Source organism: Actinomadura rubrobrunea NBRC 15275, assembly GCF_001552235.1.
GTDB lineage: Bacteria > Actinomycetota > Actinomycetes > Streptosporangiales > Streptosporangiaceae > Spirillospora > Spirillospora viridilutea.
This window is the reverse complement of the sequence record NZ_BCQU01000114.1, coordinates 1-21,256: the sequence shown is the minus strand read 5'-3', so window position 1 is coordinate 21,256 and position 21,256 is coordinate 1. Positions and strand designations below refer to the sequence as shown.

General features: G+C 71.3%; 15 protein-coding genes, 1 tRNA gene and 1 pseudogene. 7 read left to right on the top strand and 10 right to left on the bottom strand.

Going from position 1 to position 21,256, the window contains the following annotated elements; genetic code table 11:
• Both AR3_RS31300 and AR3_RS25825 read left to right on the top strand, forming a co-directional pair.
• A partial coding sequence (locus tag AR3_RS31300) for a hypothetical protein (RefSeq protein WP_067917742.1) occupies positions 1-975 on the top strand: 975 nt, incomplete at its 5' end.
• A 283-nt stretch (positions 976-1,258) separates the two neighbouring features.
• Positions 1,259-2,314, top strand: a complete 1,056-nt coding sequence (locus AR3_RS25825; RefSeq protein WP_227023257.1) for a glycoside hydrolase family 5 protein — start codon at positions 1,259-1,261, stop codon at positions 2,312-2,314.
• A gap of 152 nt (positions 2,315-2,466) precedes the next feature.
• Here the strand turns inward: AR3_RS25825 and AR3_RS25820 are convergent, their stop codons facing one another.
• Both AR3_RS25820 and AR3_RS25815 read right to left on the bottom strand, forming a co-directional pair.
• Positions 2,467-3,624 (bottom strand): S1 family peptidase, encoded by a 1,158-nt coding sequence (locus AR3_RS25820; protein WP_067917740.1) that lies wholly within the window; start codon positions 3,622-3,624, stop codon positions 2,467-2,469.
• A gap of 99 nt (positions 3,625-3,723) precedes the next feature.
• A complete protein-coding gene (locus AR3_RS25815; protein ID WP_227023256.1) occupies positions 3,724-5,274 on the bottom strand; it encodes a 3-hydroxyacyl-CoA dehydrogenase in 1,551 nt (516 codons plus the stop codon).
• A gap of 129 nt (positions 5,275-5,403) precedes the next feature.
• Between AR3_RS25815 and AR3_RS25810 the strand changes: the two genes are divergently transcribed.
• Positions 5,404-6,612 carry an acetyl-CoA C-acetyltransferase gene (locus tag AR3_RS25810; RefSeq protein ID WP_067917737.1) on the top strand — a complete coding sequence of 403 codons (1,209 nt, stop codon included), beginning with the start codon at positions 5,404-5,406 and terminating at the stop codon, positions 6,610-6,612.
• Between the two features lie 520 nt (positions 6,613-7,132).
• Complete coding sequence (locus AR3_RS25805; protein ID WP_067917734.1) at positions 7,133-9,283, top strand: (Fe-S)-binding protein; 2,151 nt, start codon at positions 7,133-7,135, stop codon at positions 9,281-9,283.
• Between the two features lie 100 nt (positions 9,284-9,383).
• Here AR3_RS25805 and AR3_RS25800 read toward each other — a convergent pair whose 3' ends face one another.
• The 6 genes and pseudogenes from AR3_RS25800 to AR3_RS25775 form a co-directional block, all read right to left on the bottom strand.
• Entirely contained in the window at positions 9,384-10,268 is an 885-nt protein-coding gene (locus tag AR3_RS25800) for a glycine betaine ABC transporter substrate-binding protein (RefSeq protein ID WP_067917731.1), read from the bottom strand.
• 239 nt (positions 10,269-10,507) lie between these two features.
• Positions 10,508-11,239, bottom strand: a pseudogene (locus tag AR3_RS25795) (ABC transporter permease); the annotation flags it as partial.
• Between the two features lie 145 nt (positions 11,240-11,384).
• Positions 11,385-12,653, bottom strand: coding sequence for a quaternary amine ABC transporter ATP-binding protein (locus AR3_RS25790; RefSeq protein ID WP_067917726.1), 1,269 nt, complete (start codon positions 12,651-12,653; stop codon positions 11,385-11,387).
• Between the two features lie 900 nt (positions 12,654-13,553).
• Positions 13,554-14,042 (bottom strand): Pycsar system effector family protein, encoded by a 489-nt coding sequence (locus tag AR3_RS25785; RefSeq protein WP_067917723.1) that lies wholly within the window; start codon positions 14,040-14,042, stop codon positions 13,554-13,556.
• Positions 14,026-15,183 (bottom strand): adenylate/guanylate cyclase domain-containing protein, encoded by a 1,158-nt coding sequence (locus AR3_RS25780; protein ID WP_067917721.1) that lies wholly within the window; start codon positions 15,181-15,183, stop codon positions 14,026-14,028. The genes AR3_RS25785 and AR3_RS25780 overlap by 17 nt, the downstream gene beginning before the upstream one ends.
• Positions 15,184-15,325: 142 nt before the next feature.
• Positions 15,326-15,838 (bottom strand): hypothetical protein, encoded by a 513-nt coding sequence (locus AR3_RS25775; protein WP_067917718.1) that lies wholly within the window; start codon positions 15,836-15,838, stop codon positions 15,326-15,328.
• 13 nt (positions 15,839-15,851) lie between these two features.
• On the opposite strand from AR3_RS25775, the gene AR3_RS25770 reads away from it, so the two are divergent.
• On the top strand, positions 15,852-16,922 hold the full coding sequence (locus AR3_RS25770) for a helix-turn-helix domain-containing protein (protein WP_169803892.1): 1,071 nt from the start codon (positions 15,852-15,854) through the stop codon (positions 16,920-16,922).
• Positions 16,923-17,341: 419 nt separating this feature from the next.
• Here the strand turns inward: AR3_RS25770 and dcd are convergent, their stop codons facing one another.
• The gene (dcd, locus tag AR3_RS25760) at positions 17,342-17,917 is read right to left on the bottom strand and encodes a dCTP deaminase (protein WP_067917710.1); all 576 of its coding nucleotides are present in this window, start codon (positions 17,915-17,917) and stop codon (positions 17,342-17,344) included.
• A 104-nt stretch (positions 17,918-18,021) separates the two neighbouring features.
• Between dcd and AR3_RS25755 the strand changes: the two genes are divergently transcribed.
• Both AR3_RS25755 and AR3_RS30875 read left to right on the top strand, forming a co-directional pair.
• Positions 18,022-18,092 (top strand) — tRNA-Gly (locus AR3_RS25755).
• 1,007 nt (positions 18,093-19,099) lie between these two features.
• Positions 19,100-19,258: a hypothetical protein gene (locus AR3_RS30875; RefSeq protein WP_157406781.1), complete on the top strand. Its 159-nt coding sequence runs from the start codon at positions 19,100-19,102 to the stop codon at positions 19,256-19,258.
• Between the two features lie 89 nt (positions 19,259-19,347).
• Here AR3_RS30875 and AR3_RS25745 read toward each other — a convergent pair.
• Positions 19,348-21,256 (bottom strand): tetratricopeptide repeat protein (locus AR3_RS25745; RefSeq protein ID WP_157406779.1); only part of this gene is annotated, 1,909 nt, incomplete at its 5' end.

Here is a 21,256-nt window from a genome sequence, read left to right as displayed (position 1 = left end):
GCGGCCGCCGTCGCCGTCGCGGCCGTCGGCTCCGGCGGCGCCGCGCCGACCCGGCCGAGCGGTCCCGGCCCCCGGGAAATGGTGCTCGCCGCGGCCGTCCAGGCCGAACGGCAGGCCGACGGCCGATACCTGGTGACGCACGTCCGCAACTGCCACGCCGAACCCGTCAAGGCCGAGACGGGCGACTACATCGTCCAGCCGTGCCACGAGATCTGGCAGTGGCGGGCCCGCGACCGGGCCGACGACTCGGCCGTCTGGACGCGCGACCTGCCGACCCGGCCGCAGACGTCCCGAGACGAGGCGCTGTGGAGGCGCGCCGGGGCGCCGCGCACGTTCCCCTCCAGCCAGGACCCCAGGGCGCTGCCGGACCTCTACCGCACCGCGCCCACCAAGTGGAAGGAGTCGCGCAGCGACCGGAACGAGAACTCCGACCGCTACGTCCTGCAGCCCAGCGGGCGGGCGCTGACGGCGGAGGAGGTGCAGAACCTGCCCACCGACCCCAAGGAGCTGGAGAAGCTGCTGGCGCCGCGGCCGTCCGAGGGCTCGCCGCGGGACAGGCGCGACTCCAGGCTGCCCACCGGCCCCGGCCAGAAGATCGTCGAGGCGACCCTGGCGGTGTCGGAGCTGCCGCTGCCGCCGAAGGTGTGGGCGGCGTTCATCAGGATGCTCGCCGACACCCCGGGCGTGCGCGCGGTGGGCCGGGTCGCCGACCCGATCGGACGGCCGGGCGTGGCGCTGGAGGCGCCCCGCACCGCGCCGGGGGGCGGCGGAACGTCGATGGAGCGCGCCATCTTCGACCCGAACACCGGGGCGCTGCTGGCGACGGTGTCGACCACGGTGCGGCGCGGCGCGGACGACCCCGCCGTCTTCCGGCCGGGCACGGTGGAGGGCTACACGGTGATCGTCGAATCCAGGTGGACGGACGGCCGCCCGTCCCGTCCCGCGGACGCTGACGACCCCCGGCCCGGCTCCTGACCTGACCGCTCGCCGCCCTCGCCCCGCCCGCTCACGCGGGGCGAGGGCGGCGGCACGGTTGCGGGCAACGAAATCGCAGGCCACCGGCCCGCGTACGGCCTGCCCCCGCGCCGGGGAGGAAGATTGCGCCGAGTTTTAATGGTGACCAGGAGTGCCACAAGGCGAGGCGACCGAAGGTCAAGGCGGAGTCGGCTTGGGTCATCCCAGGGACCGCCGTTCCCCTCGCGGCGTCGCAGGACTCGGCACCCGGCGCGGTCTGGGCGCGCTGGGAGCGGCCCTTGTCGTGCTTCTACCGGTCCTGCTCTCCGAGCCCCAGGTGAGCCCGCATCCCTCGCACGGCCGCGGTTTCACGGGCGCCGTCCCGCGATCCGGGGCCGCGCCCGCGGGCGGGTCGCCCGCGGGCAGTCCGGTCGCGATCAACGGCAGGCTGCGCGTCTGCGGCGTGCGGCTGTGCAACGAGCACGGCCGCCCCGTGCAGCTGCGCGGCATGAGCGCGCACGGCCTGCAGTGGTACCAGGGCTGCCTCCGCCGCGAGGCGCTGGACGCGCTGGCCCGCGACTGGAAGGCGGACGTGATCCGGCTGCCGGTGTACGTGCGCGAGGGCGGCTACGAGCGCAACCCCCGCCGGATCACCGACCTGGTGCACAGGCTCATCGCGCAGGCGAACGCCCTCGGCCTCTACGTCATCGTCGACTGGCACGTGCTCGGCCCGCGGGACCCGCACCGCGACCTCGGCCGGGCGGCGGCGTTCTTCACCGAGATCGCGCGGCGGCACGCGGCGCGCGGCATGGTGCTGTACGAGATCGCCAACGAGCCGTACCGGGTGCCCTGGACGAGCGTCCGCGACTACGCGGAGCGGCTCGTGCCGGTGATCCGGCGGTACGACCCGGACGCGCCGATCCTGGTCGGGACGCGCGGCTGGTCGTCGCTCGGCGTGTCGGAGGACTCCGACGAACAGGAGATCGTCAACGCCCCGGTGCGCGCGGGCAACGTCATGTACACGTTCCACTTCTACGCGGGCGGCCACGGACGCCGCTATCTCGACGTGCTGTCGCGCGCGGCCGACCGCATCCCGGTGTTCGTCACCGAGTTCGGCACCCAGACCCACGAGGGCGCGGGCAACGACTTCACCCGGGCGCAGCGGTATCTCGACCTGATGGCGCGCAAGAAGATCAGCTGGGTGAACTGGAACTACAGCGACGCGTCGGTGTTCCGCCCCGGGACCTGCCGGGACGGCCCGTTCGCGGGCACCGCGTCGCTGCGTCCCGCGGGGATCTGGATCCGGGCCCGGCTGAGGGCCCCCGATCACTTCGCGGCGCCGGGGCGGCACGGGGACTGAGCGTCCAGGCGCTCGGCGGGGCTGGGACCCCGAGGGGCCCGCCTTGAGCGAGCCCCTCGGGGCACCGATCCCGGGCGGGAGGGAGCGGCCGCCCGGGACCCCTTGCCGGAGCCCCGCCGAGCGACCCGGCCCCGGACACCGCGCAGGGCAGGTCAGAAGATCTCGACGCCGAACTCCTGCAGCGCCTCGGTCACCGGCTGGAAGAACGTGATGCCTCCGTTGCGGCAGTCGCCCGCCCCGCCGGAGGTCAGGCCCAGCGCGGTGGTCCCGGCGAACAGCGGGCCGCCGCTGTCGCCCGGCTCCGCGCACACCGTCGTCTGGATCATGTCGGTGACCGTGCCCTCGGGGAAGTTCACGGTCGCGCCGACGAAGGTGACCCGGCCGGTGCTGACCCCCGTGGTGCTTCCGCTGCGCACCACCTGCTGGCCCACGACCGCCTCGCCGGCCTCGGTGATGTCGCGGACCTGACCGTTGTAGAGGTTGACGACCCCCTGGCCGCCCAGCCCCTGCGCCGCGGACCGCACGAGCGCGAAGTCGTTGCCGGGGAAGCTGCTGGCGACCGTGGTGCCGAGCGGCCGGGCGCCCGTCTGGTCGGCCGACCACTCCCGCACCGCGTTGCCGCAGTGCCCGGCGGTGAGGAAGAAGTCCTGGCCGCCGCGGCGGACGTTGAAGCCCAGCGAGCAGCGCGCCCCGCCGCCGAAGATCGCGTCGCCGCCGTCGGCGGTCGTGCGCAGCGGACCGGGCAGGCGCACCATCCGCACGGACGTGCCCATCTGCTGCGCCACCCGCCGGACCTTGGCCATCCGCGCGCCCGTGACCGACGTGTCGGTCCACACCACCACCTGGGACGTGGCCGGGTCGACGGCCCAGCCGGTGCCCGCCACGTTCGCCATCGACTCGCGCAGCGTCGACGTGACGCGCTTGAGCGCGGCGGGGCTGCGCTCGGCCATCTTCGGCACGGCCCCGGCCTGGCGCACCACGGCGGCGTCCGCCTGGTTGGTGACGGTGACGACCGCGCGGCCCGCCGAGTCGACGTAGCCGCCGTTGGTGCGGTCGCCGAGCCGGCGGGCGAGCGAGGCGGCGAGCGCCCCCGCGCTCTGCGCGCCCGTCTGCTGCCGGCCGCTCAGGACGCCGGCGCGCCGGTCGTGGGCGGCGCCCGCCAGGCCCGCCTCCTTCGGCTGGTCGGCCTTGTCGTCGGAGTTGACCACGTACAGCGAACCGGCGACCAGTCCCGCGGTCGCGACGGCCGCGGCGGTCCCGGTGACCGCCGCGCGCAGACGGCGCTTCCTGGCGGTGCTCGGACGCCCCATGAACCCTCCCAGCTTCACGATCCCGTCTACGTCGGGGTGATACGGCGCCTGCGCGCGACGCAGTTCAAACCGGGATCGCGCGAAGCCGGGAGGGGCCCGTCACAGCAGGTCGGACGGGGCGGTGCCGGCCGCGGTGAGCGGCAGGCCGAGGGCGGCGCGCTCCACCAGCCACAGGCTGGGCCGGTAGCGCGGGTCGCCGGTCGAGGCGTGCAGCCCGCGCAGGACGCGCAGCACGGTGGCGGCGCCGGCGTCGTCGCCCCACTCCAGCGGGCCGCGCGGGTAGCCGAGGCCGAGCCGCACCGCCGCGTCGATGTCGTCCGGGCGGGCCAGCCGCTGCTCGGCGATGGCGCAGCCGACGTTGACGATCGAGGCGAGCAGCCGCTGCGCCACCGGCGCGGGCGCGTCGCGGACCACGGTGACGGGCCGTCCCGTCGCGGCGAGCGCGGCCAGCGCGGCGCGTCCGGCGGCCGGGTCCACGCCGGGGTGCACGGCCAGGGTGAGGCGGGAGGCGAACCCGCCGAGCGGGTCCAGCCCGAGCACCCGCTCGGCGGGCAGGCCGTGCTCGAGCGCCACGTCCAGCGCGCTGCGGCCGTACGGGGCGACGAGCACCACCGCGTCCGCCGACGGGCGGTCGCCCCGCTCGACCTCGCCGAGCAGCGAGGCGAGGGCGTCCCGCACGCCCGGCTCGGTGTCGTGCACCCAGATCGGGCGGGCCTCGGCGGCGGGCGCGGCGGGCTCCGGCGGCTCCTGCTTGGCGCCGTCCACGTACCGGTAGAACCCCTCGCCCGTCTTGCGGCCGAGCAGCCCCGCCTCCATCCGCGCCCGCGTGATCCGGGACGGGCGCAGCCGCGGCTCGTCGTAGAACCCCGACCAGATGCTCTCCAGCACCGGGTGCGACACGTCCAGCCCGGTCAGGTCGAGCAGCTCGCACGGCCCCATGCGCAGGCCGAGCACGTCGCGGGCGATCCGGTCGACGTCCACCGGCTCGGCCGCGCCCTCGGCCAGGATCTGCAGCGCCTCGGTGACCAGGCCGCGGCCGGCGTGGTTGACCAGAAAGCCGGGGGTGTCGGGCGCCAGCACCGGGCGGTGGCCGAGCCGCCGCACCAGGTCGGCCAGCGCGCCGGGGATCCACGCCGCGGTCCGCGCCCCGGCGATCACCTCGACCAGCCGCATCAGCGGCACCGGATTGAAGAAGTGCAGCCCGGCCAGGCGGCTCGGGTCGGCCAGACCCGCCCCGATCGCCGTCACCGACAGGGAGCTGGTGTTGGTGGCCAGCACGGTGCGGTCCGGGCAGACCTTCTCCAGGGCGGCGAACAGCTCCCGCTTGGTCGCCAGGTCCTCCCGCACGGCCTCGACGACCAGGTCGCAGTCGTCGGCCGGGGCGAGCGGGTCGTCCACCGGACGCAGCCGCGCCCTGGCCGCCGCCGCGTCCTCGGCCGTCATCCGGCCCTTGGCCACCAGCTTGTCGAACATCGCCGACACGTACTCGACGGCGGACGCCACCGCCTCGGGACGGGCGTCGGCCAGCTCCACCGTGAGGCCGCCCGCCGCCGCGAGCTGCGCGATGCCGCGGCCCATCACGCCCGTGCCGATCACCCGTACCGTGCCGGCCCGTTCCGCCCAGCCGTCCATCGCCGTTTCCTCCTCCATGTGCGATTCCTACCGCATTCAACTCCACTGGGCGGAAGGTCGGTGATGGGGGCGTCGACCCGGCGGCGTAGCCTGCCAGGAACCGGTCTTCCACGACCGCCCCCGGCCCTGGACGGTGAGGAGCGAACGATGCGCGAAGTGGTGATCTGCGAGCCGTTGCGAACCCCGATCGGCCGATTCGGCGGGGCGCTCAGGCCCGTGCCGGCCGCCGAACTGGCCGCGACCGTGATCCGGGCGCTGCTGGAGCGCACCGGCCTGCCCGGCGAGGCGGTCGACGAGGTGATCCTCGGCCACTGCTACCCGACCTCCGACGCGCCCGCCATCGGCCGCGTCGCGGCGCTGGACGCGGGCCTGCCGATCGAGGTCGGCGGCAGCCAGATCGACCGGCGCTGCGGCTCGGGGCTGCAGGCCGTGCTCAACGCGGCCATGCAGATCCAGACCGGCGTCAGCGACCTGATCATCGCGGGCGGCGCGGAGAGCATGAGCAACGCGCCGTTCTACACCACCGAGGCGCGGTGGGGCGTGCGCGGCGGGGCCCTGCAGCTGCACGACGCGCTGGACCGCGGCCGCGTCACGGCGGGCGGCGTCAACCACCCCGTGCCCGGCGGCATGCTGGAGACCGCCGAGAACCTGCGCCGCGAGTACGGCATCCCGCGCGAGGAGCAGGACGAGCTGGCCCTGCGCTCCCACCAGCGGGCCGTCGCGGCGCAGCGCGAGGGCCGGTTCGCCGACGAGATCGTCCCCGTGACGGTGCGGACCCGCAAGGGCGAGACGGTCGTCGACACCGACGAGCACCCGCGGGCGGACACGTCCCTGGAGCAGCTGGCCAAGCTGCGTCCCGTCCTCGGCAAGACCGACGACCAGGCCACCGTCACCGCCGGGAACTCCAGCGGCCAGAACGACGCCGCCGCCGTGTGCGTCGTCACCACCCCGCAGCGGGCCGACGAACTGGGGCTGCGGCCGCTCGTCCGGCTCGTGTCGTGGGCGCGCGCCGGGGTGCCGCCGCGCACCATGGGCATCGGCCCCGTCCCCGCCACGGCCCGGGCCCTGGACGCCGCCGGGCTCACCCTCGCCGACATGGACCTGATCGAGCTGAACGAGGCGTTCGCCGCGCAGGTCCTCGCCGTCACCCGCGAGTGGGGCCTCAAGGACGCCGACTTCGACCGCCTCAACGTCAACGGCTCGGGCATCTCCCTCGGCCACCCCGTCGGCGCCACCGGCGCCCGCATCCTCGCCACCCTCGCCCGCGAGATGCACCGTCGCGACGCCCGCTACGGCCTGGAGACCATGTGCATCGGCGGCGGCCAGGGCCTGGCGGCCGTCTTCGAACGCGTCTGACCTTTTACCGGCGGGGCGGCGCGATGCCAGGGCGATAGGCGGCCGCCCAGCCGGACGGCCGCAGGCGACGCCGGGACGGGCGTCGCGGCGCGGGCGTCAGGTTTTAGGCGGCGGCCTCTGGACGGGGGCCGCCGCCAACGCGTTTCCTGGGGACGATGCGTCACGCGTCCGAATGCTCGCCGTCCCCGCCGGGCGAGCGACGGCTGACCGGCACGAGGCCGGGTGCGGCCGCCGCCGTACTGAAGAACGTCCCGGACCTCGCCGAGGGCCCGTGGGAAGTCGCCAGGGTCGGGCCGCGGCCGGCGCAGGGCTTGTGCGAGCGGATCGCGCGCATATATATAGGCGACCTCACGTGCCGTGGAACCGCCGCCACGGAGCGGCGTCCCGCGGCCGGGCGGGGCGGCGGACACGGTGGAGAAAGCATAAGCTACCGCCGAGTAGTATTCGGGGCCCGGATGAAGCACGGACTGTCGCGAGCCCTACGCTGGCAGCCGACGCCGTACCTCGGGAGGACGGAACAGTGTTTGCGCTCACGTTGATACTCGGGCTCGCCGGCACGGCGGTCGCGGTGGCGCTCGCCGGGCGGCGGGTCCTGTTCCTGTGGAAGCTGTTCACCAGCGGCCAACCCGACCCCGAGCGCATCCTCCAGGTCAAGCGCGACCCCAAGGCCGACCTGGAGGGCCAGGTCGTGGAGGTCATGGGGCAGCGCAAGCTGCTCAAGTGGACCGCCTCCGGGCTCGCGCACTTCTTCGTGATGTGGGCGTTCATCCTGCTGATCTCCGTCTACCTGGAGGCGGCGGTCGCGCTGCTGTTCGGGCCGGACGCGCACATCCCCGGCCTGCAGACGTGGGGCCCGATCGGCTTCGTCCAGGACACCATCGCCCTGCTGTGCCTCGCCGGGCTGGTCACGTTCGCGATCATCCGGTGGAAGAACTCGCCGAAGAAGCTCGACCGCACGTCCCGGTTCGCCGGCTCGCACCTCGGCGGCGCCTGGCTCATCCTGTTCATGATCTTCAACGTGATCTGGACGATGTTCTTCCTCCGGGGCGCGGCCTGGGCCAACGGCAACCTCGCCTACGGGAAGGGCGCGTACTTCTCCTACCTGACCGGCCAGGCGTTCGAGGGGCTCAGCCACGACACCCTCGAGGTGCTGGAGTCCGTCGGGCTGCTCGCGCACATCTACGTGGCGCTGGTCTTCCTCGTCATCGTCGTCAACTCCAAGCACCTGCACATCTTCCTGGCGCCGCTGAACGTCATGTTCAAGCGCCGCCCGGACGGGCTCGGCGCGGCCCAGCCGATGATGAGCAACGGCAAGCCGCTGGACTTCGAGGAGGCCGACCCCGACGAGGACGTCTTCGGGCGCGGCAAGATCGAGGACTTCACCTGGAAGGGCTTCCTCGACATGGCCACCTGCACCGAGTGCGGGCGGTGCCAGTCGCAGTGCCCGGCCTGGAACACCGGCAAGCCGCTGTCGCCCAAGATGGTCGTCCTGGAGCTGCGCGACCACGCGTTCGCCAAGGCCCCCTACATCCTGGCCTCCGAGGAGCAGCGGGAGAAGTTCACCGACGAGCAGAAGGCCGCCATGCAGGTGGACAAGCCGCTCGTCGGCGAGGACGGCGTCATCCACCCCGACGTGCTGTGGTCGTGCACCAACTGCGGCGCCTGCGTCGAGCAGTGCCCGGTGGACATCGAGCACATCGACCACATCCTCGACATGCGCCGCTTCCAGGTCATGATCGAGTCGAGCTTCCCGTCCGAGGCGGGCGTGATGCTCAAGAACCTGGAGAACAAGGGCAACCCCTGGGGCATGTCCGAGATGAAGCGCCTCGAATGGATCGAGGAGCTGGACTTCGAGGTCCCGGTCGTCGAGGACAAGGTGCCCGAGGACGCCGAGTACCTGTTCTGGGTCGGCTGCGCCGGCGCCCTGGAGGACCGCGCCAAGAAGACCACCAAGGCCGTCGCCGAGCTGCTGCACATCGCGGGCGTCAAGTTCGCCGTGCTCGGCCCGATGGAGGCCTGCACCGGCGACCCGGCCCGCCGCCTGGGCATGGAGTTCGTCTTCCAGATGCTCGCCCAGCAGAACGTGGAGACGCTCAACGAGGCCGGCGTGAAGAAGATCGTGGCGACCTGCCCGCACTGCTTCAACACGCTCGCCAACGAGTACCCGCAGCTCGGCGGGAACTACGAGGTCGTCCACCACACCCAGCTGCTGGCGCGCCTGGTCGAGGAGGGCAAGCTCGTCCCGATCACCCCGATCGAGGAGAAGATCACCTACCACGACCCGTGCTTCCTCGGCCGCCACAACAAGGTCTACAAGCAGCCCCGCGACATCATGGCCAAGGTCCCGGGCGTCAAGGCCCAGGAGATGCACCGGCACAAGGAGCGCGGCTTCTGCTGCGGCGCGGGCGGCGCGCGCATGTGGATGGAGGAGCGCATCGGCAAGCGCATCAACACCGAGCGCGTGGACGAGGCCCTGGGCACCGACCCCGACACCGTCTCCACCGCCTGCCCGTTCTGCCTGGTGATGCTGGGCGACGCCATCAACGAGAAGAAGAACGCCGGCGAGGCCAAGGAGTCGCTGGAGGTCGTGGACGTCTCCCAGCTGCTCATCCGCTCCGTCAAGGGCGAGGGCAGCCCGCAGGGGGAGAAGGAGCCCGCCGCGGCCGAGTGACCTGACCGCGACATGGAAAGGGCCGTCCGAATCATCGGACGGCCCTTTCCATGTGCCGCGGACCCGGCGCGTCGGCGTCGCCTCCGCGGCCGTACCGGCGTCAGCCGGTGATCGACTTGGCGAAGTCCGGGTTGGACTTCAGCCACTCGTCGACCGCCTGGTCCGGCTTGCCCTTGTACTTGTTCTCCATGAGGTCCTCAAGGGACCCCAGCTGCTGGTCGTTCATCGTGAACTTCTTCAGCCAGCCGGTCACCTCGGGCTGGTCCTTGCTGAAGTCCTCGCGCGCCACGGTGTAGATGCCGTCCGGCTGCCCCATCGCGCCCTTCGGGTCCTCCAGGTCGCGGATCGGGAACTTGGCGTACGCCCAGTGCGGACGCCACAGCGTGACGATGATGTCCTTCTTGGCGTCGATGGCCTTCTTCAGCTCGCTCAGCATGGCCGCCGTGGACGAGGTCGTCACCTCGTACTCGTCCTGCAGGCCGTAGGCGGGCAGCATCTTCTGCTGCGCCACCCGGTACAGGCCGGAGCTCTTCTCGATGCCGATGATCTTGCCGCCGTACTGGGAGCCCTTGCCCTTCAGGTCGGTGAGCGACTTCAGCGGCGAGTAGTCCGGGACCGCGATGGTCAGCGGCGCCTTGTCGTACCAGGCGCTGATCTTCTCCAGCTTGTCGCCGTACTGCTTCCAGTAGTCCTCGTGGGTGCCGGGCAGCCAGGCGTCCACGAACAGGTCCACGTCGCCGCGCGCCATGCCCGTGTAGAGCGGACCGGTGTCGAGGGTCTTCACCTCGACGTCATAGCCCTTGTCGGTCAGCAGCCGCTTCCACAGCGCCGTGGCGGCCTCGCCCTCGGCCCAGCCCGCGACCATGCCGATCGTGATCTTCTTGTCGTCGCCGCCCGAGCCCGATCCGCCGCCGCATCCGGCCGCGGACAGCGCCACGGCAAGGGCAGTGGCGACGACGGTCAGACCTCGGAGTTTCAGGCGCATAACTGTCTGTCCTTCCTTCGGTTCCGTGAATCACGTCGGACTACGGGGTTCGCGGACGGGGCCGCCCGGTGCCCCGGGCACGCCGCGGGCAGCCCGTGTCCGGGGCACCGGAGCACCGCGGCCGCGCGACGGCCACCGCCGTCCACAAGGCACGACACGACCCCGGTGGTCGCGGCGGCACGGCACGGCGGTGCGGGGGCGGTCGCCGCGGACGAGGCGGCCTCCGTCCGCCGCGGGGATCAGGCGGCCATCGTGGCGGTGGCGCGCGCCACCGCCGAACGGTCGCCGAGCGCCGAGGTGATGCGGTCCAAGAAGATCGCCAACACGACGACGGCCAGACCGCCCTCGAAGCCCTTGGCGATGTCGACCCGCTGGATGCCCTGCAGCACCTCGTCGCCGAGCCCGCCGGCGCCGACCATCCCGGCGATCACCACCATGGACAGCGCCAGCATGATCAGCTGGTTGACGCCGGCCATGATCGACGGCATGGCCAGCGGGATCTGGATGCGGGTCAGGATGCGGCCCGGCGGAGTGCCGAACGCCTCCCCGGCCTCCACCATCTCCTTGTCCACGCCGCGGATGCCCAGCTCGGTCAGGCGCACCCCGGGCGGCAGCGCGAAGATCACCGTCGCCACCACGCCGGGCACCACGCCCACGCTGAAGAAGAAGATCGCCGGGATCAGGTAGACGAACGCCGGCATCGTCTGCATGAAGTCCAGCAGGGGGCGCAGCAGCCGGCTGGTCACGTCGCTGCGGGCCGCCGCGATGCCCAGCGGCAGGGCCAGCGCCAGCGCCACGACCGTCGACACCAGCACCAGCGCCAGCGTGTCCATCGCCGGCTCCCACAGCTCCATGCTGTCGATCAGCGCGAAACCCACGACCGTGAACAGCGCCAGCCGCCAGCCGCTCAGGAACAGCGCCAGCAGCGTGAACACACCGATCAGCACCAGCGGCGGCGGCGCCGTCAGCAGGCCGGTCAGGCCCTCGACCGCGCCCTCCACGGCCGAGCCGATCGCCTCGAACAGCCACGCCACGTTGTCGGTCAGCCAGTCCACCGCGTCGGCGAACCAGTCGCCCACGGGGACCCGCGGCAGCTGCCCGTCCGCCGCGACGACGTCAGCCCGCATTGCTCACCTCCCGCGTCACCGGCGCGTCCGCGGCGTCCTCCCCGTCCGCCGCCGAGTCGGTCACCTCGTGCAGATGCGTGCTGATCGCGCCCAGCGCCGCCAGCAGCGTCACCCGCGGGATCACCCCGAGCAGCGTCCCGCGCTCGTCGGTCACCGGCACCGGCAGGTCGCTCTCGGCGCAGCGGGCGAACAGGTCCGCCACCGGGGTGTCGGGGGACACGGGGTCCAGGTCGCCGGGGTCGAGCAGCCCGTCCAGCGTCTGCCGGCCGTCCTGCACCGCGTCGGCGATCTTCTCCGCGCTCACCCGGCCGACCAGCGTGCGGTCGCGGCCCACCACGAACGCCGCCCCGGTCTGGTGCTCGCGCATGGTGCGCAGCGCCGTCCGCGGCCCGGTGTTGGCGGGCACGGTGACCAGCGGCTTCTCCATGACGGACGCGGCGGTCAGCACCCTGGTGCGGTCCACGTCCTGCACGAACTGCGCCACGTAGTCGTTGGCCGGGTCGGTGAGGATCTCCTCGGCCGTGCCGATCTGCACGATCCGCCCCTCGCGCATCACCGCGATGCGGTCACCGATCCGCATGGCCTCGTTGAGGTCGTGGGTGATGAACACGATCGTCTTGCCGAGGCGGGCCTGCAGATCCAGCAGCAGGTCCTGCATCTCGCGGCGGATCAGCGGGTCCAGGGCGCTGAACGCCTCGTCCATCAGGACGATGTCGGTGCCGGACGCCAGCGCGCGGGCCAGCCCGACGCGCTGCCGCATCCCGCCCGACAGCTGACCGGGCAGGTGGTCCTCCCAGCCGCGCAGGCCCACCAGCTCCAGGAACTCGCGGGCGGTCTTCTCCCGCTCCTCCCGGGGCACCCCCTGGACCTCCAGTCCGTACGCGGCGTTCGCCAGCACGCTGCGGTGGGGGAACAGCGCGAAGTGCTGGAACACCATGCTGATCTTCTTCTGCCGCAGCTCGCGCAGCGGCTTGGCGGACATGCGGGCGATGTCCTGCCCGGCGACCTCGACGCGTCCCGAGGTCGGCTCCAGCAGCCCGTTCAGCATCCGGATCAGGGTGGACTTTCCCGAGCCCGACAGCCCCATGACCACGAAGGTCTCGCCGCGTTCCACCTCGAACGTGGCGTCCACCACGGCGGGAGTCACGCCCATGGCGCGGATCTCCGCCAGATCCGCGCCGGCGCGAAGTTTTCGCAGGGCCTCGCCGGTCTTGCGCCCGAACAGCTTGGTAACGCTTTCCGCGCGGAGTATGGACACGGTCTCCTTTCCGGGTTTCCACGGACACCCGGAGCGAGCCGGGTGCCACCCCCAGGGGTTGCCAGGGGCGCGCGGAAACTTCTCCATGAGCGCGTCCTGTGCGCTCCGAGGTTCCCTTCCACGGCCTTGTCGTCCGGAGTGATGCAGCTCACCTAAAGTGACGGTCAACCGGACGTCAACGCTGTGCGTCGATTGAAACTACCCGTCCTGGGAAGATGTTTCATCTTTTGGTGATCTGTGTCACAGTGCCGTGGCGGGGCGCGCGTGCTCGCGCGGTGGGGCGCTCTGCGAGCTTCCCACCGTGACGTCACCTTTCTGTACCTACCCTTGACCTCCTGTCGCCAAGCCTTGATCCGTCCCGAGCGGAGCGGCGCGCACGCCGCCGCCGGAACCGCCTTCACGGCCCCGAACCCGCCATGTCGGTGGTGCGCGGGGCAGACAAAGCCGCGAGCCCGTCGAGGCCGACGGCCGCCGTCAGCCGGCGGCGCTCGCTCGCGACGCGCAGCCGCCTGTGACAGCGAGGTTCAGGGGAGCAGAGGGCGGCGCGACCCCCCACACACCTCGTCGTCCTCTTCCAGGTCGACGGGAAGACGGGCCGGCCGATCTCAACGGGGCAGGCGGCGCCGTGGGCGCCCCGGGGACGACCAGGGAGAGCGCCCGAACCGGCCCGGGGAGTCCCCACAACGCTCCGGTAACGCGGCGCCCGCGGCTGCCGGGCCGCCGGTTCGGCGCCGCCCCGCGCCGTCGGCGCAGCGCCGCGCACGCCTAGGGGCACTGGACACCTGGGCGCCGTCATGACAGCAGGAGCCCGCAGCTCACGCAGTCACCCGCCGCCGTATACGGAACGGCGACCGCGGGTCGGCCGCTGAGTGCGCGGCCGACCCGCGGCCCACCTTCGTGTCAATGCAGCGCGTCGAGCAGCATCGCGCCCGCGATGAGGGTGAGCGAGCACCCGAGGAGATCGACGGCCCGGGCGATGAGCCGGTACTTGCGCGTGGTGAGCACCGAGAGCTCGACCAACTGGGCGCAGCTGTCCTCGCCTCCCGGCGCCGGCCGCGCCGACAGCGCGTCAAGACGTCCCGCGTACTGCGCGTAGAAGGCGAAGTAGGCGTTCCCCCGCGGGCTGCGGGCGCCCTCCGGCCTGACGCAGAACAGCAGGTGGACGAGGCTGCCCGCCAGGCACACGACCCCCGCCCACGCCATCCACTCCGCGCCGTTCCAGAGGGACGACAGGCCGGTCCGGCGAGCGGCGAAGATCGCGATGATCCCGGCCGCGATCGCCGAGAACAGCGCGAGCAGCGTCGCCGCCTTCTGGTCGGCCCGGGCCAGCTCCATCCGCACCTCCGCCAGGGCCGCCTCGGCGCGGCGCGGATCAGGCGACGCGGTCATCGATGCCGACCCCTTCGTCCCCGGCGCCGTCGGCCGGCCGGCAGGCGAGGCCCTTGCGGTTGCGATCGACCACCACGAGCGCCGTCTCGCCCGCACGGTGATCCGCGGCGTCCTCCTTCACGGACAGGTAGAGGCTCTGCCGGTTGCCCAGGTGGTCGCACACGTCCACGAACGTGAAGTCCGCGTTCGCCGGCACCCACCGCTGGAACGTCGCCCGCACCCGGTGGCCCTCCTGGACGGTGCAGGCGGCGATCGGGTACGCCCCCTCCTTGAGCGGCGGCCTCGGCACGAACTTGACGGAGCGGCCCACGGTGAGGTCCTCGTCGCCGACGATGTACCGGCGGTTCACGTAGTAGTCGCCGTGGTCGACCGTCGCGATGAACCCGAACCCCTTGTCCGGGTCCCACCTCTTGACCACGCCTTCCCGCGCGGGGGCGGCGTGCGGGTCGGCGTGCCGCCCGCCCTGCCGATCGGAGCGCTCCGTGATCTCGCCGATCACCTCGTTGGTGGGGCCGAACGGCTTGGCGTGCCAGACGACCTCCCGGTACTTGACGGGCTTGGCGAACCCCTTGAGCTGGACCTTCCACTCATCGGACAGATAGTCCTCCGGGGACCGCTGGTGGGCGCGGCCGAGCTCGGAGGAGACCTTGTTCATGTTCGCCGAGGCGACCGTCGCGCTGTCCACCCAGACGGCCTGCGGCCCGGCGGCCCCGCACAGCCGCGCGGCGAGGTCCACCACGGACCCCACGTAGTCCAGGCCCCCGCCGGGGGCCTTGAACTCGACCACGCGTCCCGTCGCGATCCCGACGGTGGCGACGCAGTCGTTCAGCCAGCCCTGGGCCTTCGCGGAACGCAGCATCTCCTGGATCTGGATGCCCGTGCAGATCGCCTCGGCGGCGTGCTCGCCGTCGAACGCCGCCATCGCGCCGTCCCCCAGGTACTTGACGACCGTCCCGCCGTGCCCGGTGATCGCGTCGGACGTGATGTCGAGGAACTTGCCGAGGGTCGGCAGCCAGGCCACCTCGCCCAGCTTCCCCTTCATCTCCGTCGAGCCCGACAGGTCGGCGAACAGGATGACCTTGATGGGCCGGTCGGCGTTCCCGGACGCCTCCCGGAAGAGATCGAAGTGTTCGGTCGACATGGATGCGTCTCCTGACTTCCCTACCGGAGTGATCGCGATTGCTGCGCGTCCCGGCGTGCGGGCCGCACGCCGGGACGCGTGACGGCACGTCAGCTCGTCGCCCGCGGACGAGAGCGGGCCTTGGTTCGCCGGAGTCGGCGGTCTAGCGCAGCCGGTGGTTCTTGCCGAACCCGTACCTCGGGAGCGTCCGGTCGTAGTACCGGCGCGGAAGCGTGCCGCTCGCCGACGGCAGGCTGCGCAGCTCCCGGCTGTAGCTGCGGAACACCGCGACGCTGACGGTCAGGCAGTTGTTCGTCCACAGCCGGTACGGCGTGCGGCGCAACCGCTGCCATGTCGCGGTGGCGGCCGAGGCGCGCCGCTGGTGCGTCCACTTGCAGCGGTAGCCGTCGTAGCCCATCCGCCGGAACTTGCTGATCATGGCGCTCGTCGTCCAGCCCGACTTCCACATCGGCCTCTTGGAGTAGGAGCCGAAGGTCCATCGGTTCGGGCCGGTCTGGAACGCCCAGGCCACGTGACCGGCCAGCGCGTCCCGGCTGTAGGGGTACGTGAACATGCACACCTGGCCGCGCGCCGTGGTCTGGGCGGCCTGGGCGGCCGGGGCCTGGACGGCCCCGCAGGCCAGTGCCGCGCTGAGCGCCAGCCTGACGACGGCCAAGGGGCCACGGGAGTTGCGGGACATCGCATTCTTCCCTTTCGACTCGAACGTGATCTTCCGGATCGCGCCGGATCCGATCCCGTTCTCGCCGCCGGGGATTTTGTGCGAACCCCTTCTGACGTGCGCACCAATGGCAACAATGAAAGAAACAAAGTCACGAGGAGAGTGCATGGCCGTTCGGGGGCGCAAGGAGAAGCCGATCGACCGCGACGAGAGTCCGTGGCACGCCTTCGTCGACGATCTGCGGAAACTGCGCGGGGAGGAGACCACCCTTGCCGACATCGGCGCCAAGATCGGCTATAGCGCCTCGTATCTCTCCCGCATGCTGAATCCCGGCAACGACAACATCACCGAACGATTCGTGCGCGCCTACGCCGAGGCGTGCGGCGCGGACCCCGACGAGTGGGCGCGTCGCCGCCGCGAAGCCCTGGGCGAGCCGGAGCCGCCGGAGCCGCCCACGGTGCCCCGACCGCGCCTTTCGCCGGAGGAGACCGCCGACACGCTGGAACCGCTCCCTATCAAGCCGCGGGTCTCCCAACGCCGCGTCGCGATCATCGCCTCCGCCGTCGGCGGCGTCCTCGCGGTGCTGGCGGGCACGGTGGTCACGACAATGCTCGGCGGCCCCGACCGACCTCCGAACGTCGTCATCACGCCGACGGACGAGTGCCGCAGCAGTTGGGCGGGAACGTCGCAGAAATCCGTGTTGGTGATGCCGTGCATCAAGCACGACGACCACGGAATAGCGATCTACGCCAAGATCAAGTCGATCAAACGCGGGGGACGCGCGGAAGAGGTCACCGTGTGGCTGTGGCTCATGAAGCACGATCGCCACTTGGTCGAACGGCATGCCGCCCATTTGACGCGAAATGAGGCGAGTCTGCGTCGCTGCCGAATCCGCCTCGCCAATGCCGATCAGATCGCGACCTGTGGGCCGTTCATCGTCCCCCCGCCGGCGGAAAAGGGGGTGTACACCACGTCCAGCAGCGTCCGCAGCCTCGACGCCACGTACCCGCCCGGCTGGAACGACCCCACGTTCACCGGCACCCAGGGCGGCCTCCTCACCTGGACGCCCACCCGATCCTGAGCGCAGGACCCGGTCGGCGCCGCCAGGTCCGCGTGCTCGTCACTTCAGGTCAGGGGCATCGCCTCGACCCCTGTTCCCGACGCTCATCATCCGGTGAGCGTGCGCGCCCCGCCGAGGCCCGACCAGGCGGGGCGCCAATGCCGGGGGAAGCAGCCGACCGCTGCGGACGGCGCAGGTCCGCGGTGATTCCGTGCTCAGCCCGGCGATGCCGAACGCCGAGGCCGCCTCGAACAGGACCGGGTCCAGGCCGTGCGCGGTGAGCGCCATCAGCATGAGCCGCACCGGCGGCGCGCCGACCATAGCCGCGAGCACCTGCCCATGGGCACGCTCGCCGTCGCGTCCCTCCGAGCGCCCGAAGACCCTCCGGCCGACGGCGTCCGCGTCCCCCAGAGCCGCAAAGGGGCGCGCCGGGCTGCGGGTCAGACCTTGGTGCGGTGGAAGTTCAGATAAGACCGCGACGGCGTCGGCCCGCGCTGATCCTGGTAGCGCGAACCGTACTCCTTGGACCCGTACGGATGCTCGACCGGCGAGCTCGTGCGGAACAGGCACATCTGCCCGATCTTCATTCCCGGCCACAGCTTGATCGGCAACGTCGCCACGTTGGACAGCTCCAACGTCACGTGGCCGCAGAACCCCGGGTCGATCCACCCCGCGGTCGAGTGCGTCAGCAGGCCCAGCCGTCCGAGGGAGCTCTTGCCCTCGAGCCTGGCCGCCAGGTCGTCCGGCAGCCCGAACACCTCGTACGTGGACGCCAGCACGAACTCCCCGGGGTGCAGCACGAACGGCTCGTCCGGGTCCACCTCCACCAGCCGCGTCAGATCGCTCTGCTCCACGGCCGGATCGATGTGCGGATACCGGTGGTTCTCGAACACCCGGAAGTACCGGTCCAGCCGCACGTCCACGCTGGACGGCTGGATCATGCTCGGGTCGTACGGGTCGATCTTCACCCGTCCGGACTCGACCTCGGCCCTGATGTCACGATCGGAGAGCAGCACGTCAAGCACGCTACCGGGTCCACGGCGTCTCGCGCTTCTCCGCATACCGTTCTCACCACCCCCGCGGTATCCGGTACCATGTCGTCGGCGGCAACCGCCGCTACGCGGGTGTAGTTCAATGGCAGAACTTCAGCTTCCCAAGCTGATAACGCGGGTTCGATTCCCGTCACCCGCTCTGAGCAAAGGCCCAGGTCAGGGACACAGTTCCCAGACCTGGGCCTTGATCGTGTACGCGGCGTCACCAGACCACCGGCACCAGCGCCCCGCCCGCCTGGCCGAACCCGCGCCGGGAAGTGATCCGTGAGCCTTCGTGACGAGATCGAAGCGACTCTGCGAGCCTGGCACGCCTGCGAGATCAATCGCGGATCACCCGCCGACATCGACCTCGACTGCCACCCCATCCACGAAGAACCCGAACCGGCCGACAACCGCCTAGAGGTCTACCGCGCACTCGGCGACCCGCGAGCCCGCGCCGAAGACGCCGGAGCGGTCCATCTCCTCAACCGGCTGGACGCCGACCGCGCCTACCTCGGCGCCGTTCTAGGGGAGCGTCTCCCACTGGCCGACTACATCCCAGCGAGGGGACATCCCAGCGAGGGGACCAAGCCCGCCGAGCATTGGCCGCATTCGGCATCGACTGGGGCCCATACCTCCCGCGATCTTCAGGCTGCCGAGGGCCCCACCGACGCCCCCAGGACGCCGGCCGCAAGACCGCCACCGATTACGAGCAAGCCGTACGTCAAGCGACCGGCAGCCGAGCGCCCTTTGAGCTCACCATCGAGACGACCGAGGTCGACGCCTACTGGTCGTACTGGCTCGACGGCGCCGGCCACCGCGTACGTCTACGGCTCAACCTGCGCAGGGCTGCGTTCACCAAGGTCGCCGCCCGCCAGTTCGCCCTTCACGACGTGCTCGGGCACGGCCTGCAAGGCGCAAGCTGGTCCGCACGCTGCGCCGCCGACGACGTGCCACGGGTCCGCCTCATGTCCGTCCACGCCCCGCAAGAGGTGCTGCTGGAAGGGCTCGCCCAAGCCCTGCCCCTGTCCATCGCACCCGACGACGAACTGCTCAGCGCGCGGACCAGGTTCGACCACTACAACCGACTCGTTCCGCGCGGAGCTGCATCTCGCGCTCGACAACGGCACAAGCATCGAAGAACTCGCCCACCACGCACGCTTCCGCATGCCATGGGCGACCGACGCCGCCATCGCCGACCTCCTCACCGACCGCGGCGCCAACCCCCACCTCCGCTCCTACCTGTGGGCCTACCCGGCAGGCTTCGACTGGTTCGCCAACCTCGCCGACGCAGACACCACCACCTTCGGCGGCAACGGCCCCTGACCAACGCGACGAACACGCAGCCGAACCAGTTCGAAGCAACGTGAGCAGGCAACTGGTTCAGCCGGCCGACCCGGAGTCCAGCTCGGGGTTCACGGAACGTTCACATACTGAACAGTGTTGATCACGGCGTCTGGGGTGACCCGGGCTATGACGTTGAGCAGCTCCGCGGGCTGAGAATCGATCAAAGCCGCGGCGAGAAGACGCCGAGACTTCTTCGGGTCCAGTTCTTCAATGATCGATGCCAGTGCCAGTGCCTGCGCGGGCGGGTGCTGGATGGAGCGGGCGATGTCTTCGGCCCGCTTCACCTCCCCGACCTGGGCCAGCACCCGGATCAAGCCGCTCAACGCCGCTGCTCGCGTGTGCGGGTTGGGGATGGTGCGAGCGGTTCTTTCAGCGGTAGCGGCAACCTTGCAGACCCGCTCCACTTTCCCCGACTCGGCCAGTACTCGTGCCAAGCTGCTCAAAGCCGATACCTGCCCGGGCGGGTGGCTGATAGAGAGGGCGATGTTTTCGGCCCGCTCCATCTCGCCGGCGTCGGCCAGTGCTCGGGCCAGACTGCCCAAAGCTATCGCCTGCTCGTGCGGGTGGGTGATGGAGCGGGCGATGTTTTCGGCCCGCTCCATCTCGCCGGCGTCGGCCAGTGCTCGGGCCAGACTGCTCAACGCTTGTGCCTGCTCGTTCGGGTGGGTGATGGAGCGGGCGACGTCTTCGGCCCGATCTGCCTCCCCGACCTGGGCCAGCACCTGAACCAGGCTGCTCAACTCCGTTGCCTGCTCGTGTGAGTTGGGGATGGCGCGGGCCGTTCTTTCGGCGGTGGTGGCGACCTGCCGGGCCCGTTCTATGTCCCCAAACTCGACGAGCAACTTGGCCAAGCCGTTCAACGCCGCTGCTCGCATGTGCGGTTTGGGGATGGTGCGGGCGGTTTTTTCAGCGGTGGTGGCGACCTCGCGAGCCCGTTCCATCTCGTCGACTTCGGCCAGTGCCCGGGCCAAGCTGATCAACGCGTATACCTGCGCCTTCGGGTGGGTGATGGAGTGGGCGATGTTTTCGGCCCGATCTGCCTCCCCAACCTTGATCAGAACCCAGGCCAAGCCGTTCAACACCGATGCCTGTGTGTGCGGGTTCGGGATGGTGCGGGCGGTTTCTTCGGCGGTGGTGGCGACCTGGCGGGCCCGTTCCATCTCGCCGGCTGCGGCCAGCGCTCGGGCCAAGCTGCTCAAGGCCTGCGCCTGCGCGTGCGGGTTGAGGAGGGTGCGGGCGGCTTCTTCGGCGGTGGTGGCGACCTGGCGGGCCCGCTCCACCTCCCCGGATTTGAACAGTACCCGGGCCAAGCCGCTCAACACCAATGCCTGTGTGTGCGGGTCCGGGATGGTGCGGGCGGTTCTTTCGGCGGTGGCGGCGACCTCACGGGCCCGCTCCACCTCCCCGGCCGCGGCCAGCACTCGGGTCACAGTGCTCAACACCGATACCTGATCGGGCAAATTGGTGATAGTGCGGATGATGCTTTCGGCGGCGGTGGCGACCTGGCGGGCCCGTTCCATCTCGCCGGCTGCGGCCAGCGCTCGCGCCAGGCTGCTCAACGCCGACACTTGCTCGGGTTGGTGGGTGATGGAGTGGGCGATGTCTTCGGCCCGATCGATTTCGCCCACCTGGGCCAGCGTCCGAGCCAAGGTGCTCAACGCCTGCGCCTGCGCCTTCGGGTGGGTGATGGAGCGAGCGATGTTTTCGGCCCGTTCGACCTCCCCGGCCTGGATCAGCATTCGGGCCAAACGGTTCAACGCTGTCGCTTGCCCTTGCTGGTGGGTGATGGAGTGGGCGATGTCTTCGGCCCGATCGATTTCGCCCGCCTCGGCCAGCGTCCGAGCCAAGGTGCTCAACGCCTGCGCCTCCCGGTACGGTTTGGGGATGGTGCGGGCGGCTTTTTCGGCGGCGGTCGCGACTTGACGGGCCCGTTCGATGTCCCCGAACTCGGCCAGTGTCCGAGTCAGGTCGATCAAT

What these genes read in the sequence shown, in the direction of transcription:
- AR3_RS25820 (WP_067917740.1), bottom strand. Translation starts at nt 3,624, where the DNA reads ATGGGGCGTCCGAGCACCGCCAGGAAGCGCCGTCTGCGCGCGGCGGTC.
- AR3_RS25810 (WP_067917737.1), top strand. Translation starts at nt 5,404, where the DNA reads ATGCGCGAAGTGGTGATCTGCGAGCCGTTGCGAACCCCGATCGGCCGA.
- AR3_RS25785 (WP_067917723.1), bottom strand. Translation starts at nt 14,042, where the DNA reads ATGACCGCGTCGCCTGATCCGCGCCGCGCCGAGGCGGCCCTGGCGGAG.
- AR3_RS25780 (WP_067917721.1), bottom strand. Translation starts at nt 15,183, where the DNA reads ATGTCGACCGAACACTTCGATCTCTTCCGGGAGGCGTCCGGGAACGCC.
- AR3_RS30875 (WP_157406781.1), top strand. Translation starts at nt 19,100, where the DNA reads ATGCCATGGGCGACCGACGCCGCCATCGCCGACCTCCTCACCGACCGC.
- AR3_RS25815 (WP_227023256.1), bottom strand. Translation starts at nt 5,274, where the DNA reads ATGGAGGAGGAAACGGCGATGGACGGCTGGGCGGAACGGGCCGGCACG.
- AR3_RS25800 (WP_067917731.1), bottom strand. Translation starts at nt 10,268, where the DNA reads ATGCGCCTGAAACTCCGAGGTCTGACCGTCGTCGCCACTGCCCTTGCC.